The organism is Alteraurantiacibacter palmitatis (assembly GCF_037154115.1).
Lineage (GTDB): Bacteria > Pseudomonadota > Alphaproteobacteria > Sphingomonadales > Sphingomonadaceae > Alteraurantiacibacter > Alteraurantiacibacter palmitatis.
On record NZ_JBANRO010000001.1, the window covers coordinates 23,933 to 40,890 of the forward strand.

The following is a 16,958-nucleotide window of genomic DNA, read 5'->3' on the forward strand; positions in this document are numbered from 1 at the left end:
GATATGCATCAATGTCAATTCAGGACCAATTCGCTACGAACAATAATGGTAGCGCTAACATGGGAGGGGACTACAGGTGGCTCACACCAACGTTGCTTTTGTCGGCCGTTCAACCGGGGCAAATGAAATCCGCAAGACCCGCAATATGCTGCGCGCCGGGGCCTCGGCCGCGGTGCTGGGTGGTATGCTGCTCTCGGGCGGTGCGATGGCGCAGGATGCTGCGCCTGTCGCTGCAGAAGCGTCGAGCGACGTTATTCTGGTGACCGGCATTCGCCAGTCGCTGGCCAATGCGCAGAACATCAAGCGTGATTCCGACACGGTGGTCGATGCGATCACCGCCGAAGATATCGGCGCGCTGCCTGATCGTTCGGTTACCGAGGCGCTGCAGCGCGTGCCGGGCATCGCGATCAACCGCTTCGCAGGCTCGAACGATCCTGACCACTTCTCGGTCGAAGGTTCGGGCGTGGTTATCCGCGGTCTCAACTTCGTGCGTTCCGAATTCAACGGCCGCACCGCCTTTGCCGCCGGCGTTGGCGGGCAGGCGCTGAATTTTGCGGATGTGCCCTCCGAACTGCTCGGCTCGGTCGTCATTTCGAAGAATGCCACCGCCGACATGATTGAAGGTGGTCTGGCGGGCACAGTGAACCTCGTCACCCGCAAGCCGCTCGATCGCGGCGGCTTCCAGTTCGCGTTCGGCGCGGAAGCCAATTACGGCGACATGGCAAAGGAATGGACGCCCACCTTCTCCGGCCTGATCAGCAATACCTGGGAAACCGATGCGGGCACCTTCGGGATCCTCGTCTCCGGCTCCTATTCGCAGATCAAGAGCCGCGCCGACGGCCTGCAGATCACCAATTTCCAGACGCGCGATGGGCGCCTTGTCAACGCAGCCAATGCCGGCGGCACGCGCGTATGTCGCAATCCGCTTCCCGGTGATACCGATACGACGACGCTCCCGCCTCCGGGCGCGGCTTGCGGCGCGGCGGGCGCGGCGGGCGCGGATGGCTTTGCCGATTATGCGGGGACGCGCTATGCCCCGCTGGGCGGCCAGTTCCGCACCCAGGAATTCAATCGCCAGCGCGATGGTTTCTCGGTGTCCGCTCAGTATGAAACCCCTGATGGCGGTACCCGCGTGACGGCCGAATTCATCCGTTCGCACACCACCAATGCCTGGGGTGAATACACCTACGAAACCGCGCCAGACCTTTCGGAATATTCGACCTATCCGATCGGGTGCCGGCAGAACGCAAACGGCCCCACCCGTGTCAACGCGGACGGTTCGGCGGGCGATCCCACGCCGCGCGCGCAATGCCCCGTGGGTGGATTCACCAATTACCAGTATGACGAAAACGGACTTTTCCAGTCGGGCTACATCGTCAACGCCTCGAACGGCTGGCGCGGTCCGGTGCATGACGGGCGTTCCAATTTCGTCCCTGTGGGCGGTCTGCAGCAGTCGCTCGCCCGCCGGCAGGTGCTCGATGAAACCACCAACATGGATGCCAGCTTCAACGTCCGCAGCCAGTTGACCGATCGCCTCCACGCTTCGCTCGATCTGCAATATGCGCATTCGCAAAAGGACAATCTGGACGTCAGCGTGTTCGGTTCGATCTTCGCAGATCAGGAACTGGATCTGACGGGCCGTTATCCCTCCGTGACCCCGCGCAAGCCGCAGTTCCTGGGTTACACCTGGTCGCAGCCCAGTGCAGCTCTTGCTGGGGCAAGCGAGGCCGAGTATTTCTCCGATCCCCGCTTCCAGTTCTGGCGCGCCGCGATGGACCACATCGAGGACAGCACGGGTTCGCAATATGCGATGCAGGCAGACCTTGCCTACGACATCAGCGACGATGCCTTCATCCGCCGCGTCAAGGTGGGCGCCCGCTATCAGGATCGGCAGCAGGATATCCGCTATTCGACCTATAACTGGGGTATGCTGAGCGAAGTGTGGACGGGTGATCGCCCGGTCAATTTCGCGGATACGGCGGCATCGGCTTCGGCCTATTACGACTTCCCCAACTTCTTCCGTGGCAACGCGCCGGGGCCGCAGGGCGGCTTCTATTACACCGGTGACCTGATCAAGGATTATGCGGGCAGCGTGAACTTCTTCCGCTCGATCCAAGACCAGGCGCGGGCGTTGGGCGGCAATCCTTCGTGGAACCCGCTCGCCGGGCGTAACCTGGGTACGGATAACGCAGCCGATGCGGATGGTTACATCCCCGAAGACAAGCAGCCGATCTACCAGCAGGATGCGGCCGGCTACATCATGTTCAACTTCGCTTCGGACGACTTCCTTGGCAGCCGTCTGGCCGGTAATTTCGGCGTGCGTTATGTCCGCAGCGATGTGCGTTCCGACGGCCGCCTCGGTGTGCCGACCCGGCAGGCGCTCAACATCGTTGATCCCTATGATGTGCGGTGCGCAATCGAGGATGTGCCGGATGGCGCTCCTCCCGGCACTGAACCCAGCCGTCCCGGCGGGGTCTGCTTGCGCGGTCCAGCTGGGTATGCTGCCCTGCAGCAGTTTGCCAACGGCCAGAATGTCGCCGATATCGCCCAGTTCGAGTATGATTACTGGCTGCCCAGTTTCAACGCGCGCTACGAAGCAAGCGACGATATTATCCTGCGCTTCGCGGCATCCAAGGTGTTGACGCGTCCGGATAACGCCTATGTGCGCAACTTCCTGACCATCGGCCTTGATCAGAGCGGCAATCTGACCGCGAATGCGGGCAACCCGTTCCTCAAGCCTGCGACCGCATGGCAGTTCGACCTGACCGCCGAGTGGTATTTCGACACGGTCGGTTCGCTCACGGGTAACCTGTTCTACAAGCGGGTGAAGAACTTCTTCTTCCAGGATGTGACCGAGCGTTCGGTCACGAACAACGGCGTTACCGAGAACGTGTTCGTGCGCGGCCCGGCGAACTTTGACGGGGCGGGTGAGATCAAGGGCTTCGAAATTGCCTATCAGCAGACGTTCGATTTCCTGCCGGGCCTGCTCAGCGGCCTTGGAACATCGGCGAACTACACCTTCATCAAGAGCTCGGGTCTTCCGAACGCCTTCCTGAACGGTGGCAATCTGCCCAACAACTCGACGGTGCCGCCAGGCAATCTTCCGCTGGAGCAGCTGTCCAAGCACAACGCGAACGTGACAGTGTTCTACGAACAGGGCCCGCTGTCGATGCGTGCCGCCTACAACTGGCGTTCGCGCTTCCTGCTGACGGCAAGCGACGTGATCTTCCCCTACTTCTCGATCTTCAACGAGCCGACGGGACAGCTGGATGCGTCGATCTTCTACGCCATCATGCCCAATGTGCGCATCGGCGTGCAGGGCGTGAATCTCACGAACGAAGTGACCCGTACCACGCAAGCTTACACCGGGGATCCGGCGCGGTTGGCACCGCGTTCCTACTTCATGAACGACCGTCGTTTCTCGTTCATTCTCCGGGGCCAGTTCTAAGCTCCTGGCCAGGACGGAAAGGGCCGCCGCTCTCCCACGGCGGCCCTTTTTCGCGAAATCACCAAGGGCCGCGCGGCTTTCCGGCCGGGCGGCCCTTTGTCGTGCGATTGTTTGCCATGTGCGCGTATGGGGCGCAAAAAAAAGGGGGCCAGCCTTTCGGCTGACCCCTTTGAGGTGGCAATCGGGGAGACTGCCCTGTGAAGTTCGTCGCGCTATCGACCTGGCATCAGGCCGATGTCGAGGCGCTTGCCAATGATGCAGCAATCGCATCGCGCATCGGTTTAGCGGTATATTCGCTCGAATAGGGGCAGGCCCGCACTTCCAGCCCGTCATCGCGCGGGGCAAAGCCCTGAAGCCAACTGAACCGGTCGACCATGCCCCAGGCAAGGATGTCTGTCAGTTCGGTGTAATCGAGCATCACATCGAAATAGCGGCGCGTAAAATCGGCGATCTTTGCGTCACGCTCGGGAATGGCGCCGGGGAGCGCCTTGTCCTTCACGTCGAATTCGGTGATCATCAGCTTGTAGCCCATGCCCACCACTTCATCGCAGAAGCGCCGCCATTCGCGCTCCAGATAAGGGCCGACGCCGGTGGCGGGATCGATCGAGAACATCTCGATATGCGACTGGATCCCCAGTGCATCGCAGGGCACGCCGCGCGCCTTCATGCCTTCCAGCAGGCGCAGCACATCGTTGCAATGCGCAACATGGGCCGGCTCCCAGCTCATGTAGTCATTATAGACCAGTTCGCCATCGGGCAGTTGTTCGCGCGCCACGTGGAAGGCCAGATCGATCACCGCTTCGGGGCTGCCCATCGCGCGGCTCATGCTGGTTTCAATGGTGCGGTTGGTGTCGTGGTCGATCGCCTCGTTCACCACGTCATAGCTGGTGATCTGGCCGCGATAGCGGTCGGTCACGGTGCGGATGTGGTCCACCAGCATCCGCTCGGCTTCCTGCACCGGATTGGCGCCGTAATCATAATTGTTGAGCCATTCGGGAAACCAGCGCGGCCGGTGCCACAGCAGCGTATGCCCGCGTAACCCCTTGCCGTTGGCCTGCGCCCACGCGGCAATCGCGTCCATCCGGGTGAAGTCGTACACATCGGGCGCGGGACGCGTCCATTGCCACTTCAGCTCGTTTTCGGGCACCACCAGGCTGCATTCGGCATTGATGATGCCGGTATAAAGCGGGTTCTGGATCGATCCGCCATTGGTTCCCGCGTTCCAGTTGATCGCGCTGCCAAAACGGCGGCCGCTGCGGCGCGCTATCGCATCAAGGCTGCCTTCGGGAGCAGGAACCGCTCCGTCACTTCCATGCTGCGCAAAAGCGGATGAGAACAGACCCGCGCCTGCGCCGGCCAAAGGAACGGCGACCATGCCCGCCAACACGCTGCGGCGGTCAATCGAAAAGGGGGTTTTGCCCAAGGTCACTGAATCACGATCTCCGTTGTGCGCAGATTGGCGCTGCTGTTGCCGGCCGAGAGAGTGACGGGGCCGGGCTCGTTCACTTCCACCATGTCGCGGTTCCAGAAGGAAAGCTGGGCCGGGGTCACGGTGAAGGACAGGGTGCGGCTCTCGCCGGGCTGCAAGGTTACCCGCTGGAACCCCTTGAGTTCGAGCACCGGCCGCGTCACCGAGACATCGCGGCGGGTGATATACAGCTGCACCACCTCATCACCTTCGCGGCTGCCGGTATTGGTCACGGTCACTTCGACCGGCACATCCTCGGCCGTGCCAAAGGCGGCCTTGCCCACACGCGGGGCGGAGATATCGAACGTGGTGTAGGACAGGCCGTGGCCAAAGGGGAACAGCGGCGTCACATCATCGAACAGATAGCCGCGCCGCGCGCTGGGCTTGTGGTTGTAGAAAAGCGGGATCTGCCCTTCGTTGCGCACCACGCTGACGGGCAACTTGGCGCCGGGATTGATCCGGCCCAGCAGCGCCTCGGCCATGGCGATGCCCCCTTCCTGCCCCGGATACCAGCATTCGAGCACGGCATCGGCCTTTGCCACCACATTAGGCCAGCTGGGCGAGCGGCCATTGATGGCGCACACGATCAGCTTTGCGCCCGTTTCGGCGCAGACCGCAGCGATGGCATCGACCAGTTCGTTCTGTTCGCCCACAATGTCGATCACCGTGCGGTCGCCCAGATGGGTGGTGGCAAAGCCCTCGCGGCTGGTCTGTTCGGTATCGCCAATCGCCAGGATCACCGTGTTGGCGGTGCGGGCAATTTCGGCGGCCTCGGCAATCAGGCGCAGATTCTCGTCACGCGGGGCAAGGCGCACATCGCTTTGCGAGCGGTCTTCGCTGGTGGTGATGAACACGCCCTGTGCGGTGACGAAATCGGCCTGCGGGGCAATTTCGCGCAAACCTTCGATCAGGCTGATCGCCTGCTTGGGCACACTGGAATAGCCGCCCAGCCGGGCAATCGCGTGGTTTGGCCCGATCACCGCCACGCGGCCCATCGTCGCCTCGCTGAGCGGCAATGCGCCGGTGGGGTTGGTCAGCAGGCACATCGACTTGCGCGCGGCTTCCAGCGCCAATGCCCGCGCCTCGCCATTGCCGGTAAGCGCCTCGGTCTTTTCCCAGTCGCCATAGGGGTTCTCGAACAGGCCGCAGCGCATTTTGAAGGTCAGCATCCGGGCGCAGGCGCGATCGACGAGCTCCACCGGAATGCGGCCCGCCTCGACCGCGTCCTCCAACGTGGCGAAGGCCATGCCTTCGGGCAGTTCACTGTCGACCCCTGCCAGCAGTGCCTGGTGCGCGGCGTCTTCCAGATCGCGCGCCACATGGTGCAGCGTGGCGAGTTCGTGCACCCCGCCATAATCGCTGGCGATGATGCCATCAAAGCCCCATTCGCCGCGCAGCACCGTGTCCAGCAGCCAGGCATTGGCGTGGCTGGGGATGCCGTCGATCTCGTTATAACTGGGCATCACCGCGCCCACGCTGGTGCGCTGCACGATTTCGCGGAAGGGCGGGAAGAAGTTTTCGCGCAGGTCACGCTCGGAAAGCTGGGCCGGGCTGATATTGTTGCCCGCTTCGGGCTGGCCATGGCCGGTCATGTGCTTGAGCGTGGCAAAGACCTTGTCATCGGCCAGCTTCTCGAACTTGCCGCGCCCTTGCAGGCCTTCCACCGCGGCCACGCCCATTTCGGCGCAGAGATAGGGACATTCGCCCCAGCATTCCTCGATACGGCCCCAGCGCGGATCGCGCACCGTATCGACCACAGGCGAGAGCACATAGGGCACGCCGCGCGCCCGCGTCTCGCGCGCGATCACCGACTGCACGCGGTACATTAGATCAGTGTCGAAGGTTCCCGCCAGCGCGATGGCCTGCGGAAACATGGTGGCTTCGGTGGCCATGTAACCGTGCAGCGATTCCTCGTGAAACAGCACGGGAATGCCCAGCCGCGTATCTTCCAGCGCCCAGCGCTGCACCGCGTTGATGAAGTCCACCGTTTCGCGCGGGGTGCGCCAGCGCGCGGCCGTGCCGCCCGCCGCACCTGTAATGCCCGGCACGCCGCGCTTGTCGGACGGCCGGGTGAGGTGGCCGATCCCGTCGGGAAAGGCGGCACTGGCCTTGGCCGGATTGAAGACGAGATCGTCGATCATGTCGCCCTTGCCCTGCCAGGCGGTGCGGATCTGCTGCACTTTTTCGCGCAAGGTCATCCGCGCCATCAGATCGGCCACGCGCAGGGGGATGGGGGCGGCAGCATCCTTGTATAGCGGTTGCGATCCTTGGGCAAAGGCGGCAGGCGCCTGTGCCACCGCCATCGCGGCCATGCTGCCGCCCGCCAGGAGTTTCAGCGCCGATCGGCGTGAAACAAGGGGCAAGCCAATTACGGGAGCGTTCATTGCACGATCTCCAGCGTGGTGGAGACAAGGTCGACCGAATTGGGCCCGGCCATGATTGTGAAGGTGCCCGGCTCGATCACGCGCTGCATATCGCGGTTCCACAGGGCGAAGCTTTCGGGGCGAATGGTGATATCCACCATGCGGGTCTCACCCGGCTCAAGGGTGACGCGCTGGAACCCCGCCAGTTCTTTCACCGGGCGGGTCACGCTGCTCACCTCGTCACGCAGATAGACCTGCACCACCTCGTCACCCGCGCGCGCGCCGGTATTGGTCACCGGCACGCGCACCGTTACCGCTTCACCTGCACGGATCGTGTCGGAGGAAAGCGTTGGCTCGCCAAAGGCGAAGCTGGTATAGGACAGGCCAAAGCCAAAGGGATAAAGCGGGCTGACTTCGGAAAACAGATAGCCCCGCCGCGCGGTGGGCTTGTGGTTGTAGAAAACCGGCAACTGGCCCACTTCGCGCGCCACGGTGACGGGCAGCTTGCCGCCGGGATTGATCCGGCCAAACAGCGCATCGGCAATGGCATGGCCCTGTTGCTCGCCCGCATACCAGCTTTCGAGGATGGCATCGGCCTGTTCGGCAATCAGCGGGTAGCTGGGCGGGCGGCCGTTCACCAGCACGGCGACAACAGGTTTGCCCAGCGCTTTCAATGCGGTGAACAGTTCGTTCTGTTCGCCCACCAGATCAAGGCTGGTGCGGTCGCCCAGATGTTCATTCGCCCAGGCTTCGCGGCTGGTCTGTTCGGTATCGCCAATGAACAGCAGGATCGTGTCAGCGCCGCGCGCGGCATCGACCGCCTCGGCAATGCGGGCGCGATTTTCGGCGGGGTCGGCCAGCGTCACCTCGTCCGCCCACCAATCGTCATCCTCGGTAATGCGGACGCCTTCGGCATGGATGATGTTCGCGCGATCCCCCACAGCGGCGCGGATGCCGTCCAGCGGGGAAACGGTTGCACGCGGGATGCCGTAATAGCCGCCCAGCCGCGCCACTGCCGCATTGGGGCCGATCACTGCGATGGTGGGGCGCGCCGCGCCGGCTTCTGGAAGTGCCAGCGGCAGCGTGCCGCCTTCGTTCTTGAGCAGGATCAGCGAAGCCTCGGCCGCGCGGCGGGCAAGCGCAATGCCTTCCTCGGTATTCGACCGCTGCGCCGCGGCAAGATCGCCATAGGGGTTTTCGAACAGGCCGGCATCGAACTTGATCGCCAGCATCCGCGAAACCGCCTCGTCAATGCGCGCGGTATCCACAAGTCCCGCCGCGACCTGCGCGGGCAGGGTGGAAAAGGCCGCGCCCACCGGCAGGTCGATATCCACCCCGGCATTGAGCGCCAGACGCGCGGCAGAGGGAATATCGGGCACAATCCGGTGGATTTCCGCCATCTGCTCGATCGCGTAATAATCGGACACCACCGCGCCCTGGAATCCCCATTCGCCGCGCAGGACATCCTTCAGCAGCCAGTCGCTCGAATGGCTGGGCACGCCGTCAATCTCGTTATAGCTCGCCATCACGGCGGCAATCGCGGTGCGGCGCACCACCTGTTCGAACGGCGGGAAGAACGCCTCACGCAAGGTGCGTTCGGAAATCGGCGCGGGGCCGATATTGGTGCCGCTTTCGGGCTGGCCGTGCCCGGTCATGTGCTTGAGCGTGGCAAAGACCTGCCCTTCGCCCAGGCGGTGATCGCGGCCCGGCCCCTGCAGCCCTTCGACAGCGGCCACGCCCATTTCGCCCACAAGGAACGGGTCTTCGCCAAACGTTTCCTCGATCCGGCCCCAGCGCGGATCGCGCACGATATCGACCACGGGGGACAGCACCAGGTGCACGCCGCGCGCACGCACTTCGGACGCTATGTAATCGTTCACCTGCCGCACCAGATCGGGGTTCCAGGTGCTGGCCAGCGCGATGGATTGGGGAAAGCTGGTGGCGTCGCGCGCGGCAAGGCCGTGCAGCGATTCTTCGTGAAACAGCACCGGGATGCCAAGACGGGTTTCGTTGATCGCCCAGTCCTGCATCTGCCGGACATATTCGAGGCTGTCTTCGATGCTGCGCGGCGGGTTCACGCGCGGGCTGGTGGGGCCCGCCAAATCGCTGGGCCGTGCCAGCATCCCCAGCCCGTGCGGAATCCGCTGGCTGGCGAGTGCGGGGCTGAAGCTGTGATCGGCGTTCTGGATTTCCACCTTGTTGTCCCACAAGGTAATGATCTGCGCGACCTTTTCCTCCAGCGTCATGCGCGCCAGCAGATCGGCCACGCGCTGCGCGGTGGGCAGGGCGGGGTTGCGGTAGGGCGCATCGGCGGGTGGCCGGGCCAGCCTTGCCTGATCTGCGGGCGTGGAACCGGCGGGCGCGCCTTGGGCAAGGGCAGGTGTTTCCACAGGCCCGGTCAGCGCCATCAAGGCAGCGCTGGCGGCAAGACTTGCCCGCAGGATGGTGCGCATGATTTTTTCTCTCCCTGCAGCCGCTTTTTCGGCCGTCCAATCTTGGTAGCGCTATCATCCGGATTGGCAAGGCGATGTCAACCGCCTTCGGCCGACCGGCACAATTTGCGCAGACTTTGGTGCGAAGGCTGCGGGGGATCGGCCCTGTCGGCAGCCCAAACGCGCTCTCTCTCTCGCAGTGCGCAGCAGAAAAATCGTGAGCGCAAGGGGTTGCCGCGCATTCGCACGCAAAGAGATGGGCAAAGACGCGAGTCGAACTGCCCCGGCGCCTTGCCCAGGCCGCCCGTCAAAGGGAGTGATCTGAACCCGGAGCGCTGATCCGGGGGAAAATCGGAATGAATCGAGGTCCGGCCTCACAGGCGCCAAACCGGCGCAAAAGACAGGGATTGGTGCCCAAAAGGGGCAGAATTCCGCCACTTCGACCAGTTCGGAGGTATCGCTATCACGCCGTAATGCACGGGAAATTTTATGGAAAGGTGGTGTGGAGGCAATTGACAACGCAAAGCTGACTGCTAGATGGAGCAGCGTGGTAGCGCTATCATCGCTGCACAGACGGCACAGTCTCCCGACTGGCCGTCCGCCAATGGGCAGAGCGGCATATGCAATGCCGTCGTTGAGGGGAGGAAAGTCATGAAGGCTTCGGCCAGTAATTCCGTTTGTCGTCGTTCGTCCGCGGGTGGCCGCGCCGTGCTTGCTGCCGGTGTGTCCATTCTGGCGCTGGGTGTTGCCGCTCCGGCAGCCGTGGCGCAGGACACGTCGTCAGACATGATCATCGTCACCGGCGTGCGCGCCAGCCTTGAGCAGGCGATGGACATCAAGCGCGAGAACTTCGGCGTGGTGGACGCGATTTCGGCCGAGGATATCGGCGAATTCCCCGATACCAACCTTGCCGAATCGCTCCAGCGCATTCCCGGCGTGTCGATCAGCCGCATCAACGGCGAAGGTTCGCAGGTCACCGTTCGCGGTTTCGGCCCGGCCTTCAACCTGGTGACCGTGAATGGCCGCCAGATTGCCACCACCTTCGTGAACTCGGTGGGTGGTGACCAGGACGTGGACTTCAGCCGCGCCACCGGCCGCTCGTTTGACTTCAACAATCTCGCTTCGGAAGGCGTGCAGCGACTTGAAGTCTACAAGACCGGCCGCGCCTCGATCCCGTCGGGCGGCATCGGTGCGGCGATCAACGTGGTCACCCAGCGCCCGCTCGACGCGCGCGGCGATGGCCTGCGCGGCTCGATCGGCGCCAAGGCGCTCTACGATCTGTCCAATTCCGATTTCCGCGTCGATCCCGAAGTGTCGGGCGTGCTGACCTGGAGCGACGATGCCGAGACGTTCGGTGTGTCGCTGTTCGGCGCCTATCAGCTGCGTCAGAGCGAAGCGGTAAGCGCCACCTCCAACGCGTGGAACATTGCGCCGTTCGCAAGCTTCCCCGGCAAGGGTCCCTCGACGCAGGTCACCGGTGCGCCGAGCAACCCAAGCACCCTGGTCGCGGTGCCCAATGACAGCCGCTATCACTTCTCGGAATTCGAGCGTGAGCGCATCAATGTGGCGGGCACCATGCAGTTCCGTCCGGTTGAAACGCTGACCTTCACCGCCGACGCGATGTATGTCCGCAATGACCAGAGCGAACAGCGCACCGACCAGACCAACTGGTTCAACCGTCCGTTCGATCGCATCACGTTTGACACCAGCGATGCCGTTCCGACCGCGATCTTCATCGCCGAAGGCGCGGGTTACGGCACGAAGGATCTGGGCTTCGAGCAGCAGTACCGTTCCAGCCTTACCGAGCTGCAGTCCTACGGCCTCAATGTCGCATGGGAAATCGGGGACGGCTTCACGCTGACGCTCGATGGCAACCACTCGATCTCCAATTCGCGCCCCAATGCGCGCAACGGCGCCAGTTCCACCCTGTTCTCCATGGGTGCGCCGGTGGTCGATGCGCACTCGGTGGATTTCAGCGGCAAGGTGCCGGTGCAGCTGTGGACGCTTAATGACAGCGGCCTTGGCACCGATGGCATTCGCGGGACGGCGGACGACCGAGGCAATAACAACAACCGCCTCGACCTCGGCGATCTGGGCACGCAGATTGCGCGCACCAACTCGTCGCGCCAGCGCCACCGGGTTGACCAGTTCAGCGCGGCTCTCAGCTGGGAACTTGACGGCGACAGCACCTTCGATGTGGGCGCAAGCTACATCGATTCGAGCATGACCAGCGCGCGCACGCAGACCCAGCAGACGCTGGGCGACTGGGGCATCAACAATGTCGGCGACATTGCAAGCCGCGCCAGCGACCTGGTGGAAGAGTTCTGCCTGTCGTGCAAGTTCAAGAAGTTCGATGTGGGCAATGCCGATGTCGCCTTCCGCGGCAATGCGGTGGACCTGTTCGAGGTGTTCAGCCCGTTCTACGCGCAGCGTGGCAACCCCAACAATGTCACCGGTAACGAATTCGACATCGTGGGTGAGGAAATCTTCGCGGCCTATGCGCAGTTCAACTGGAACGGCGAACTGGCTGGCCGTGAAGCGGGCCTCGTTCTGGGTGCCCGTTGGGAAAACACCAAGACCACCTCGTTCTCGCGCGTGGCCATCCCTTCGGTCATCGAATGGGATTCGGACAACGATTTCACCCGCGTGATCAGCGCGCAGGTGGGTGAAATCACCCGTGGCGGCGAATACAGCAAGCTGCTGCCCGCGATCGACTTCCGGATCGAACCGGTGGACGATGTGGTGGCTCGCGTGTCGTATTCGAAGACCATCGCACGCCCCGATTTCGGCAATCTGTTCGCGTCGCAGTCGGCCAATGCGCCCGACCGTCCCACGCTGCTTGGCGGTGTGGCAGGTGGTTCGCAGGGTAACCCCGCGCTGCTGCCGCTGGTCTCGGACAATTTCGACATCTCGCTGGAATGGTATTTCGCGCCGACCAGCTTCGTGTCGGGTGCCTTCTTTGTGAAGAACGTGTCCAACTTTGTCGGCGTAGGCCAGGTCAACCAGAACCTGTTTGGCCTGCGTGACCCCACCACCGGCGCGCCCGGCACCCGTTCGGGCGCTGCGCGTGAGGTTATCGCCAATCTGGGCGCAGTGCTGAGCGATGTCAGCCTGTTCACCATGACGGCGCTGATCGACGCCAATAACGGCAATGTGGCCGCGGCAACCGCGCAGTTCCAGGCACAGCTCCAGGCCAATGGCCAGCTGAACCAGGCTTTCGTGGATACGGTGTTGGCTGACCGTGACGTGATTGCCAACGCGTCTGACCCGCTGTTCGTGTTCCAGGTGTCCACCCCGATCAACAACCGGGAAGGCAACATCCATGGCTTCGAACTGCAGGGCCAGTACTTCTTCGGCGATACCGGTTTCGGCGTGTCGGGCTCGTTCACAAAGGTGTATGGCGATGTCGACGTGGATATCCTTTCCGATCCGGGCACCGATGTCTTCGCGCTGGTCGGCCTGTCGGACAGCTTCAACGTCACCGGCATTTACGAAGCCGGGCCGATTTCGGCGCGCGTTGCCTATAACTGGCGCGACAAGTTCCTGGCGGGTGTGAACCGCGGGGGCAGCCGCAACCCGGTGTTCTTCGAGCCTTTCGGCACGCTGGACATGGCGGTCAGCTATGACTTCAACGAGCAGGTGACCTTCTCGCTTGAAGCGGTGAACATCCTGAGCGAGCCGGTGCGTTCCTATGGTCGCGATACGAACCAGCTGTTCTTCGCGCAGGAACTGGAACCGCGTGTGCTGGTGGGTGCGCGCTACCGCTTCTGATCGGCTGATGCCGAAATGAGGTAACAGGGGGAGGGGTTCTTGTGTGCAAGAACCCCTCCCTTCGCCTTTCGGGCCATTGCCGCCCGCGGCGATTTCCCGCACATTGATCCGGGATTGGTGCGAGCGAGCTTCCAGCTTGGCCTGACATACCCTGACAACGAGTTGCAACTGGAATGACCCACGCCCTTCTCAACAATGTCGATCACCACGATCTGCGCGTTATCACGCGCGGCGCTGCCGATTATGGCGACGCGGTGCATCAGGTGCTGGTCTTCCCGACCGAGTTCGAAGCCGCAGCGCGCGAGTTTCCGATCATCCTGCGACCTGATGCCGAAGGACGCCTGCGTCCGGTGGCGCTGCTGGGGCTGACTGATGGCGAGAATCTCTTCCTCGATCCAGTGGACGGCTGGCAATCGCGCCATGTGCCGCTGGCGCTGCAACGCGGGCCTTTCAGCATCGCCGCGCCCGAAGCCGAAGGCGCGGAACCGATGATCCGCATCGACCTTGCCGATCCGCGCGTGTCACGTTCGGAAGGCGAGGCGGTGTTCCTCCCACATGGGGGGCAGACGCGCTATCTGGAGCGTATCAGCAATGTGCTGCGCGCAATCTATCTCGGCCATGATCTGCTTGACCCCCTGGTGGAGGCGCTGACCAAAGCGGGCCTGCTGCGGCAGGTGAACCTGGAACTGCGCACGGCCGAGGATGAGATCATCGCTATCAGCAACGCGGTGACGATCGACAGGGAACGGCTCGCCGCGCTTTCAGGGGCGGAACTTGAAGCGCTGCATCGGCCCGGCTTCCTCCATTCGGCCTTTTTCATCGCTGCCTCGCTCGACAATTTGCAACGCCTTGTCGACCTGCGCAGCGCCCGCCGCGCGGCCCTGTCGGAGAAGGTGCCGGCCTGATGGGGGAGTGGGGCACCCCTGTGCGCCGCCTGACAGGCATTGCGCCCGATGCCATCCCCTATGCCGATCTGTTTGCCGCAGGCCAGCCCGTGGTTCTGGAAGGGCTGGCGCGTGACTGGCCGCTGGTGCAGGCCGGGCTTGCCGGGGCGGATACGGCTGCCCGCTATCTGGCCCGGTTCGCCGGTGATGCGCCGGTCACGCTGTTTACAGCTCCTGCGGAAACAGGCGGGCGTTTTCATTACACGGCGCAAATGGACGGCCTGAACTTCGCGGCCACCCGCGCCGCCCTGCCCGATGTGCTGGCGCAAGTGCTGGCCGGGCTGGACGATCCCGCCGCCCCTGCGCTCTATGTCGGATCGACCGATCTTGACCGGTTCCTGCCGGGATTTCGCGCTGAAAACGATCTGCCGCTGACGCATCCCGATTTTGCCGTGAAGCCGGTGTTGGCCAGCATCTGGATCGGCAACCGCACCACCGCGTCGGCGCATTACGACATATCGAACAACATCGCCTGCTGCCTGGTGGGGCGGCGGCGTTTCACTCTGTTTCCGCCCGATCAGGTGGCGAACCTCTATCCCGGCCCGCTGGAGCCGACCCCTGGCGGGCAAGTGGTGACCATGGTGGATTTCCGCGATCCCGATCTTGCCCGCTTCCCGCGTTTTGCGCGCGCGATGGAGGTGGCATTGGTGGCTGATCTGGAACCGGGCGATGTGCTCTATTACCCGGCATTGTGGTGGCACCAGGTCGATGCGCTGGATGGGTTCAACGCCATGGTCAATTACTGGTGGAACGCGGTGCCCGCACATATCGACACCCCGCAGACAACGCTGCTGCACGCACTTCTGTCCTTGCGCGACCGGCCCGCACACGAAAAGGCTGCATGGCGCGAACTGTTTGATTATTATGTGTTTGGTGAAAGCGAAATGGCAGGTGCGCATCTTCCCGAAGGCGCACGCGGGCCGCTTGGGCCGATGACCGAAATGACCGCGCGGCGGCTCCGCGCGCAGGTGCTCCACCGGCTGAACCGGTAAGCAGAAGGGCAAAAGGATTATGGCAGGAAGGCCGGTCAAGCGCGTGGTGATTGCAGGGGGCGGCACGGCCGGCTGGTGCGTCGCGGCCATGCTGGCAAAAGCGGTTGGGCCGCTGGTGACAATCACGCTGGTGGAATCCGACGATATCGGCACGGTGGGCGTGGGCGAAAGCACCATCCCCACCGCGCGCCGGTTCCACGATCTGCTGGGCATTGAGGAGCGCGAATTCGTGCGCGCCACGCAGGCCAGTTTCAAGCTGGGCATCAGCTTTGAAAACTGGACGCGCGACGGGGAAAGCTATTTCCACTCTTTCGGCACGGTGGGCCGGCGCACCTGGGTGGCGGATTTCCAGCATATGTGGCTGGAAGCGCGGGCGATGGGCGTGGCGGGCGACATTGCCGAATACAGCCTCGAAACACAGGCGGCACTGGCGATGAAATTTGCCGCCGGCGGCGATGCAGGCCTCAATTACGCCTATCATCTTGATGCGACCGCCTATGGGCAGTTCCTGCGCCGCTTTGCCCAGCCGCTGGGGGTAGAGCGGATTGAGGGGAAAATTCGGTCGGTAAAGCTCGATCCCGAAAGCGGCGATATCGCCGCGCTCGCCATGGAAGATGGCAGCCCGGTGGAAGGTGATCTGTTCATCGATTGCACGGGTTTTCGCGGGCTGCTGATCGAACAGGCTCTGCACACCGGCTACGAGGACTGGACGCACTGGCTGGGCACCGACCGCGCGCTGGCGGTGCAGACCGAAGCGACGGGGCCCGCGCGCCCCTATACCCGCGCGATGGCGCACCAGGCCGGCTGGCAATGGCAGATCCCGTTGCAGCACCGGGTGGGCAACGGGCTGGTCTATGCCAGCAACCACCTGTCCGATGATGCGGCGCTGGCCTTGCTGACGCAGCGACTGGATGGAGCGATGCTGACCGATCCGCGTCTGATCCGCTATGTCTCCGGCACGCGCCGCAAGAGCTGGAACCGCAATTGCGTGGCGATCGGCCTGTCGAGCGGATTTGTCGAGCCGCTGGAATCGACCTCGATCCACCTCATCATGATTGCCGTCACGCGTCTGGCGCAGCTTTTCCCCTTCGACGGGGTGAATGACGCGTTGCGCGACCGTTACAACGATCTGTCGCGGCGCGAGCTGGAGGCGATCCGCGATTTCATCGTGCTGCATTACCATCTGAACAACCGGCAGGGCGAACGTTTCTGGGACGCCTGCCGGACGATGGACATTCCCGAAAGCCTTGCCGCGCGCATCGCGCTGTTTCGCGACAGCGCCACCGCCTATCAGGCGAATGACGAACTGTTCCGTGTGGACAGCTGGGTGCAGGTGATGCTGGGGCAAGGGCTGGTGCCGCAGGGGCGGCATGGGCTTGGCCGGATGATCGGCAAGGAACGGCTTGCCGGATCGCTGAACGGATTGGCCGATGGAATACGTAACCATGTGGCGCGCCTGCCTGAACACCAGCAATTCCTTGATCGGTTTGCCTCCGTGCCCGTGGCGGCTTGACTGGAAGCCCCTCTGTGGTAGCGCTAC

General features: G+C 63.3%; 8 protein-coding genes. 5 read left to right on the forward strand and 3 right to left on the reverse strand.

Annotation, left to right across the window (positions count from 1 at the left end; all coding sequences use genetic code 11):
* Positions 1 to 76: 76 nt before the first annotated feature.
* Positions 77 to 3,448 (forward strand): TonB-dependent receptor, encoded by a 3,372-nt coding sequence (locus WFP44_RS00110; RefSeq protein WP_336924304.1) that lies wholly within the window; start codon positions 77 to 79, stop codon positions 3,446 to 3,448.
* 226 nt (positions 3,449 to 3,674) lie between these two features.
* On the opposite strand, the gene WFP44_RS00115 is transcribed toward WFP44_RS00110, so the two are convergent.
* The 3 genes from WFP44_RS00115 to WFP44_RS00125 are packed head-to-tail and all read right to left on the reverse strand — an operon-like array spanning position 3,675 to position 9,732.
* The gene (locus tag WFP44_RS00115; protein ID WP_336924305.1) at positions 3,675 to 4,877 is read right to left on the reverse strand and encodes an endo-1,4-beta-xylanase; all 1,203 of its coding nucleotides are present in this window, start codon (positions 4,875 to 4,877) and stop codon (positions 3,675 to 3,677) included.
* Positions 4,874 to 7,300, reverse strand: a complete 2,427-nt coding sequence (locus WFP44_RS00120) for a glycoside hydrolase family 3 N-terminal domain-containing protein (protein ID WP_377923121.1) — start codon at positions 7,298 to 7,300, stop codon at positions 4,874 to 4,876. Before WFP44_RS00120 ends, WFP44_RS00115 begins: the two co-directional genes overlap by 4 nt.
* The gene (locus tag WFP44_RS00125) at positions 7,297 to 9,732 is read right to left on the reverse strand and encodes a glycoside hydrolase family 3 N-terminal domain-containing protein (RefSeq protein WP_336924306.1); all 2,436 of its coding nucleotides are present in this window, start codon (positions 9,730 to 9,732) and stop codon (positions 7,297 to 7,299) included. The genes WFP44_RS00120 and WFP44_RS00125 overlap by 4 nt, the downstream gene beginning before the upstream one ends.
* 630 nt (positions 9,733 to 10,362) lie before the next feature.
* Here WFP44_RS00125 and WFP44_RS00130 point away from each other — a divergent pair.
* The 4 genes from WFP44_RS00130 to WFP44_RS00145 all read left to right on the forward strand — a co-directional run bounded on the left by WFP44_RS00130 (position 10,363) and on the right by WFP44_RS00145 (position 16,931).
* Positions 10,363 to 13,482: a TonB-dependent receptor gene (locus tag WFP44_RS00130; protein WP_336924307.1), complete on the forward strand. Its 3,120-nt coding sequence runs from the start codon at positions 10,363 to 10,365 to the stop codon at positions 13,480 to 13,482.
* Between the two features lie 173 nt (positions 13,483 to 13,655).
* Positions 13,656 to 14,387, forward strand: coding sequence for a SapC family protein (locus tag WFP44_RS00135; protein WP_336924308.1), 732 nt, complete (start codon positions 13,656 to 13,658; stop codon positions 14,385 to 14,387).
* On the forward strand, positions 14,387 to 15,418 hold the full coding sequence (locus WFP44_RS00140) for a cupin-like domain-containing protein (protein ID WP_336924309.1): 1,032 nt from the start codon (positions 14,387 to 14,389) through the stop codon (positions 15,416 to 15,418). The genes WFP44_RS00135 and WFP44_RS00140 overlap by 1 nt, the downstream gene beginning before the upstream one ends.
* 19 nt (positions 15,419 to 15,437) lie before the next feature.
* Positions 15,438 to 16,931 (forward strand): tryptophan halogenase family protein, encoded by a 1,494-nt coding sequence (locus tag WFP44_RS00145; protein ID WP_336924310.1) that lies wholly within the window; start codon positions 15,438 to 15,440, stop codon positions 16,929 to 16,931.
* The last annotated feature ends 27 nt before the right edge of the window (positions 16,932 to 16,958 follow it).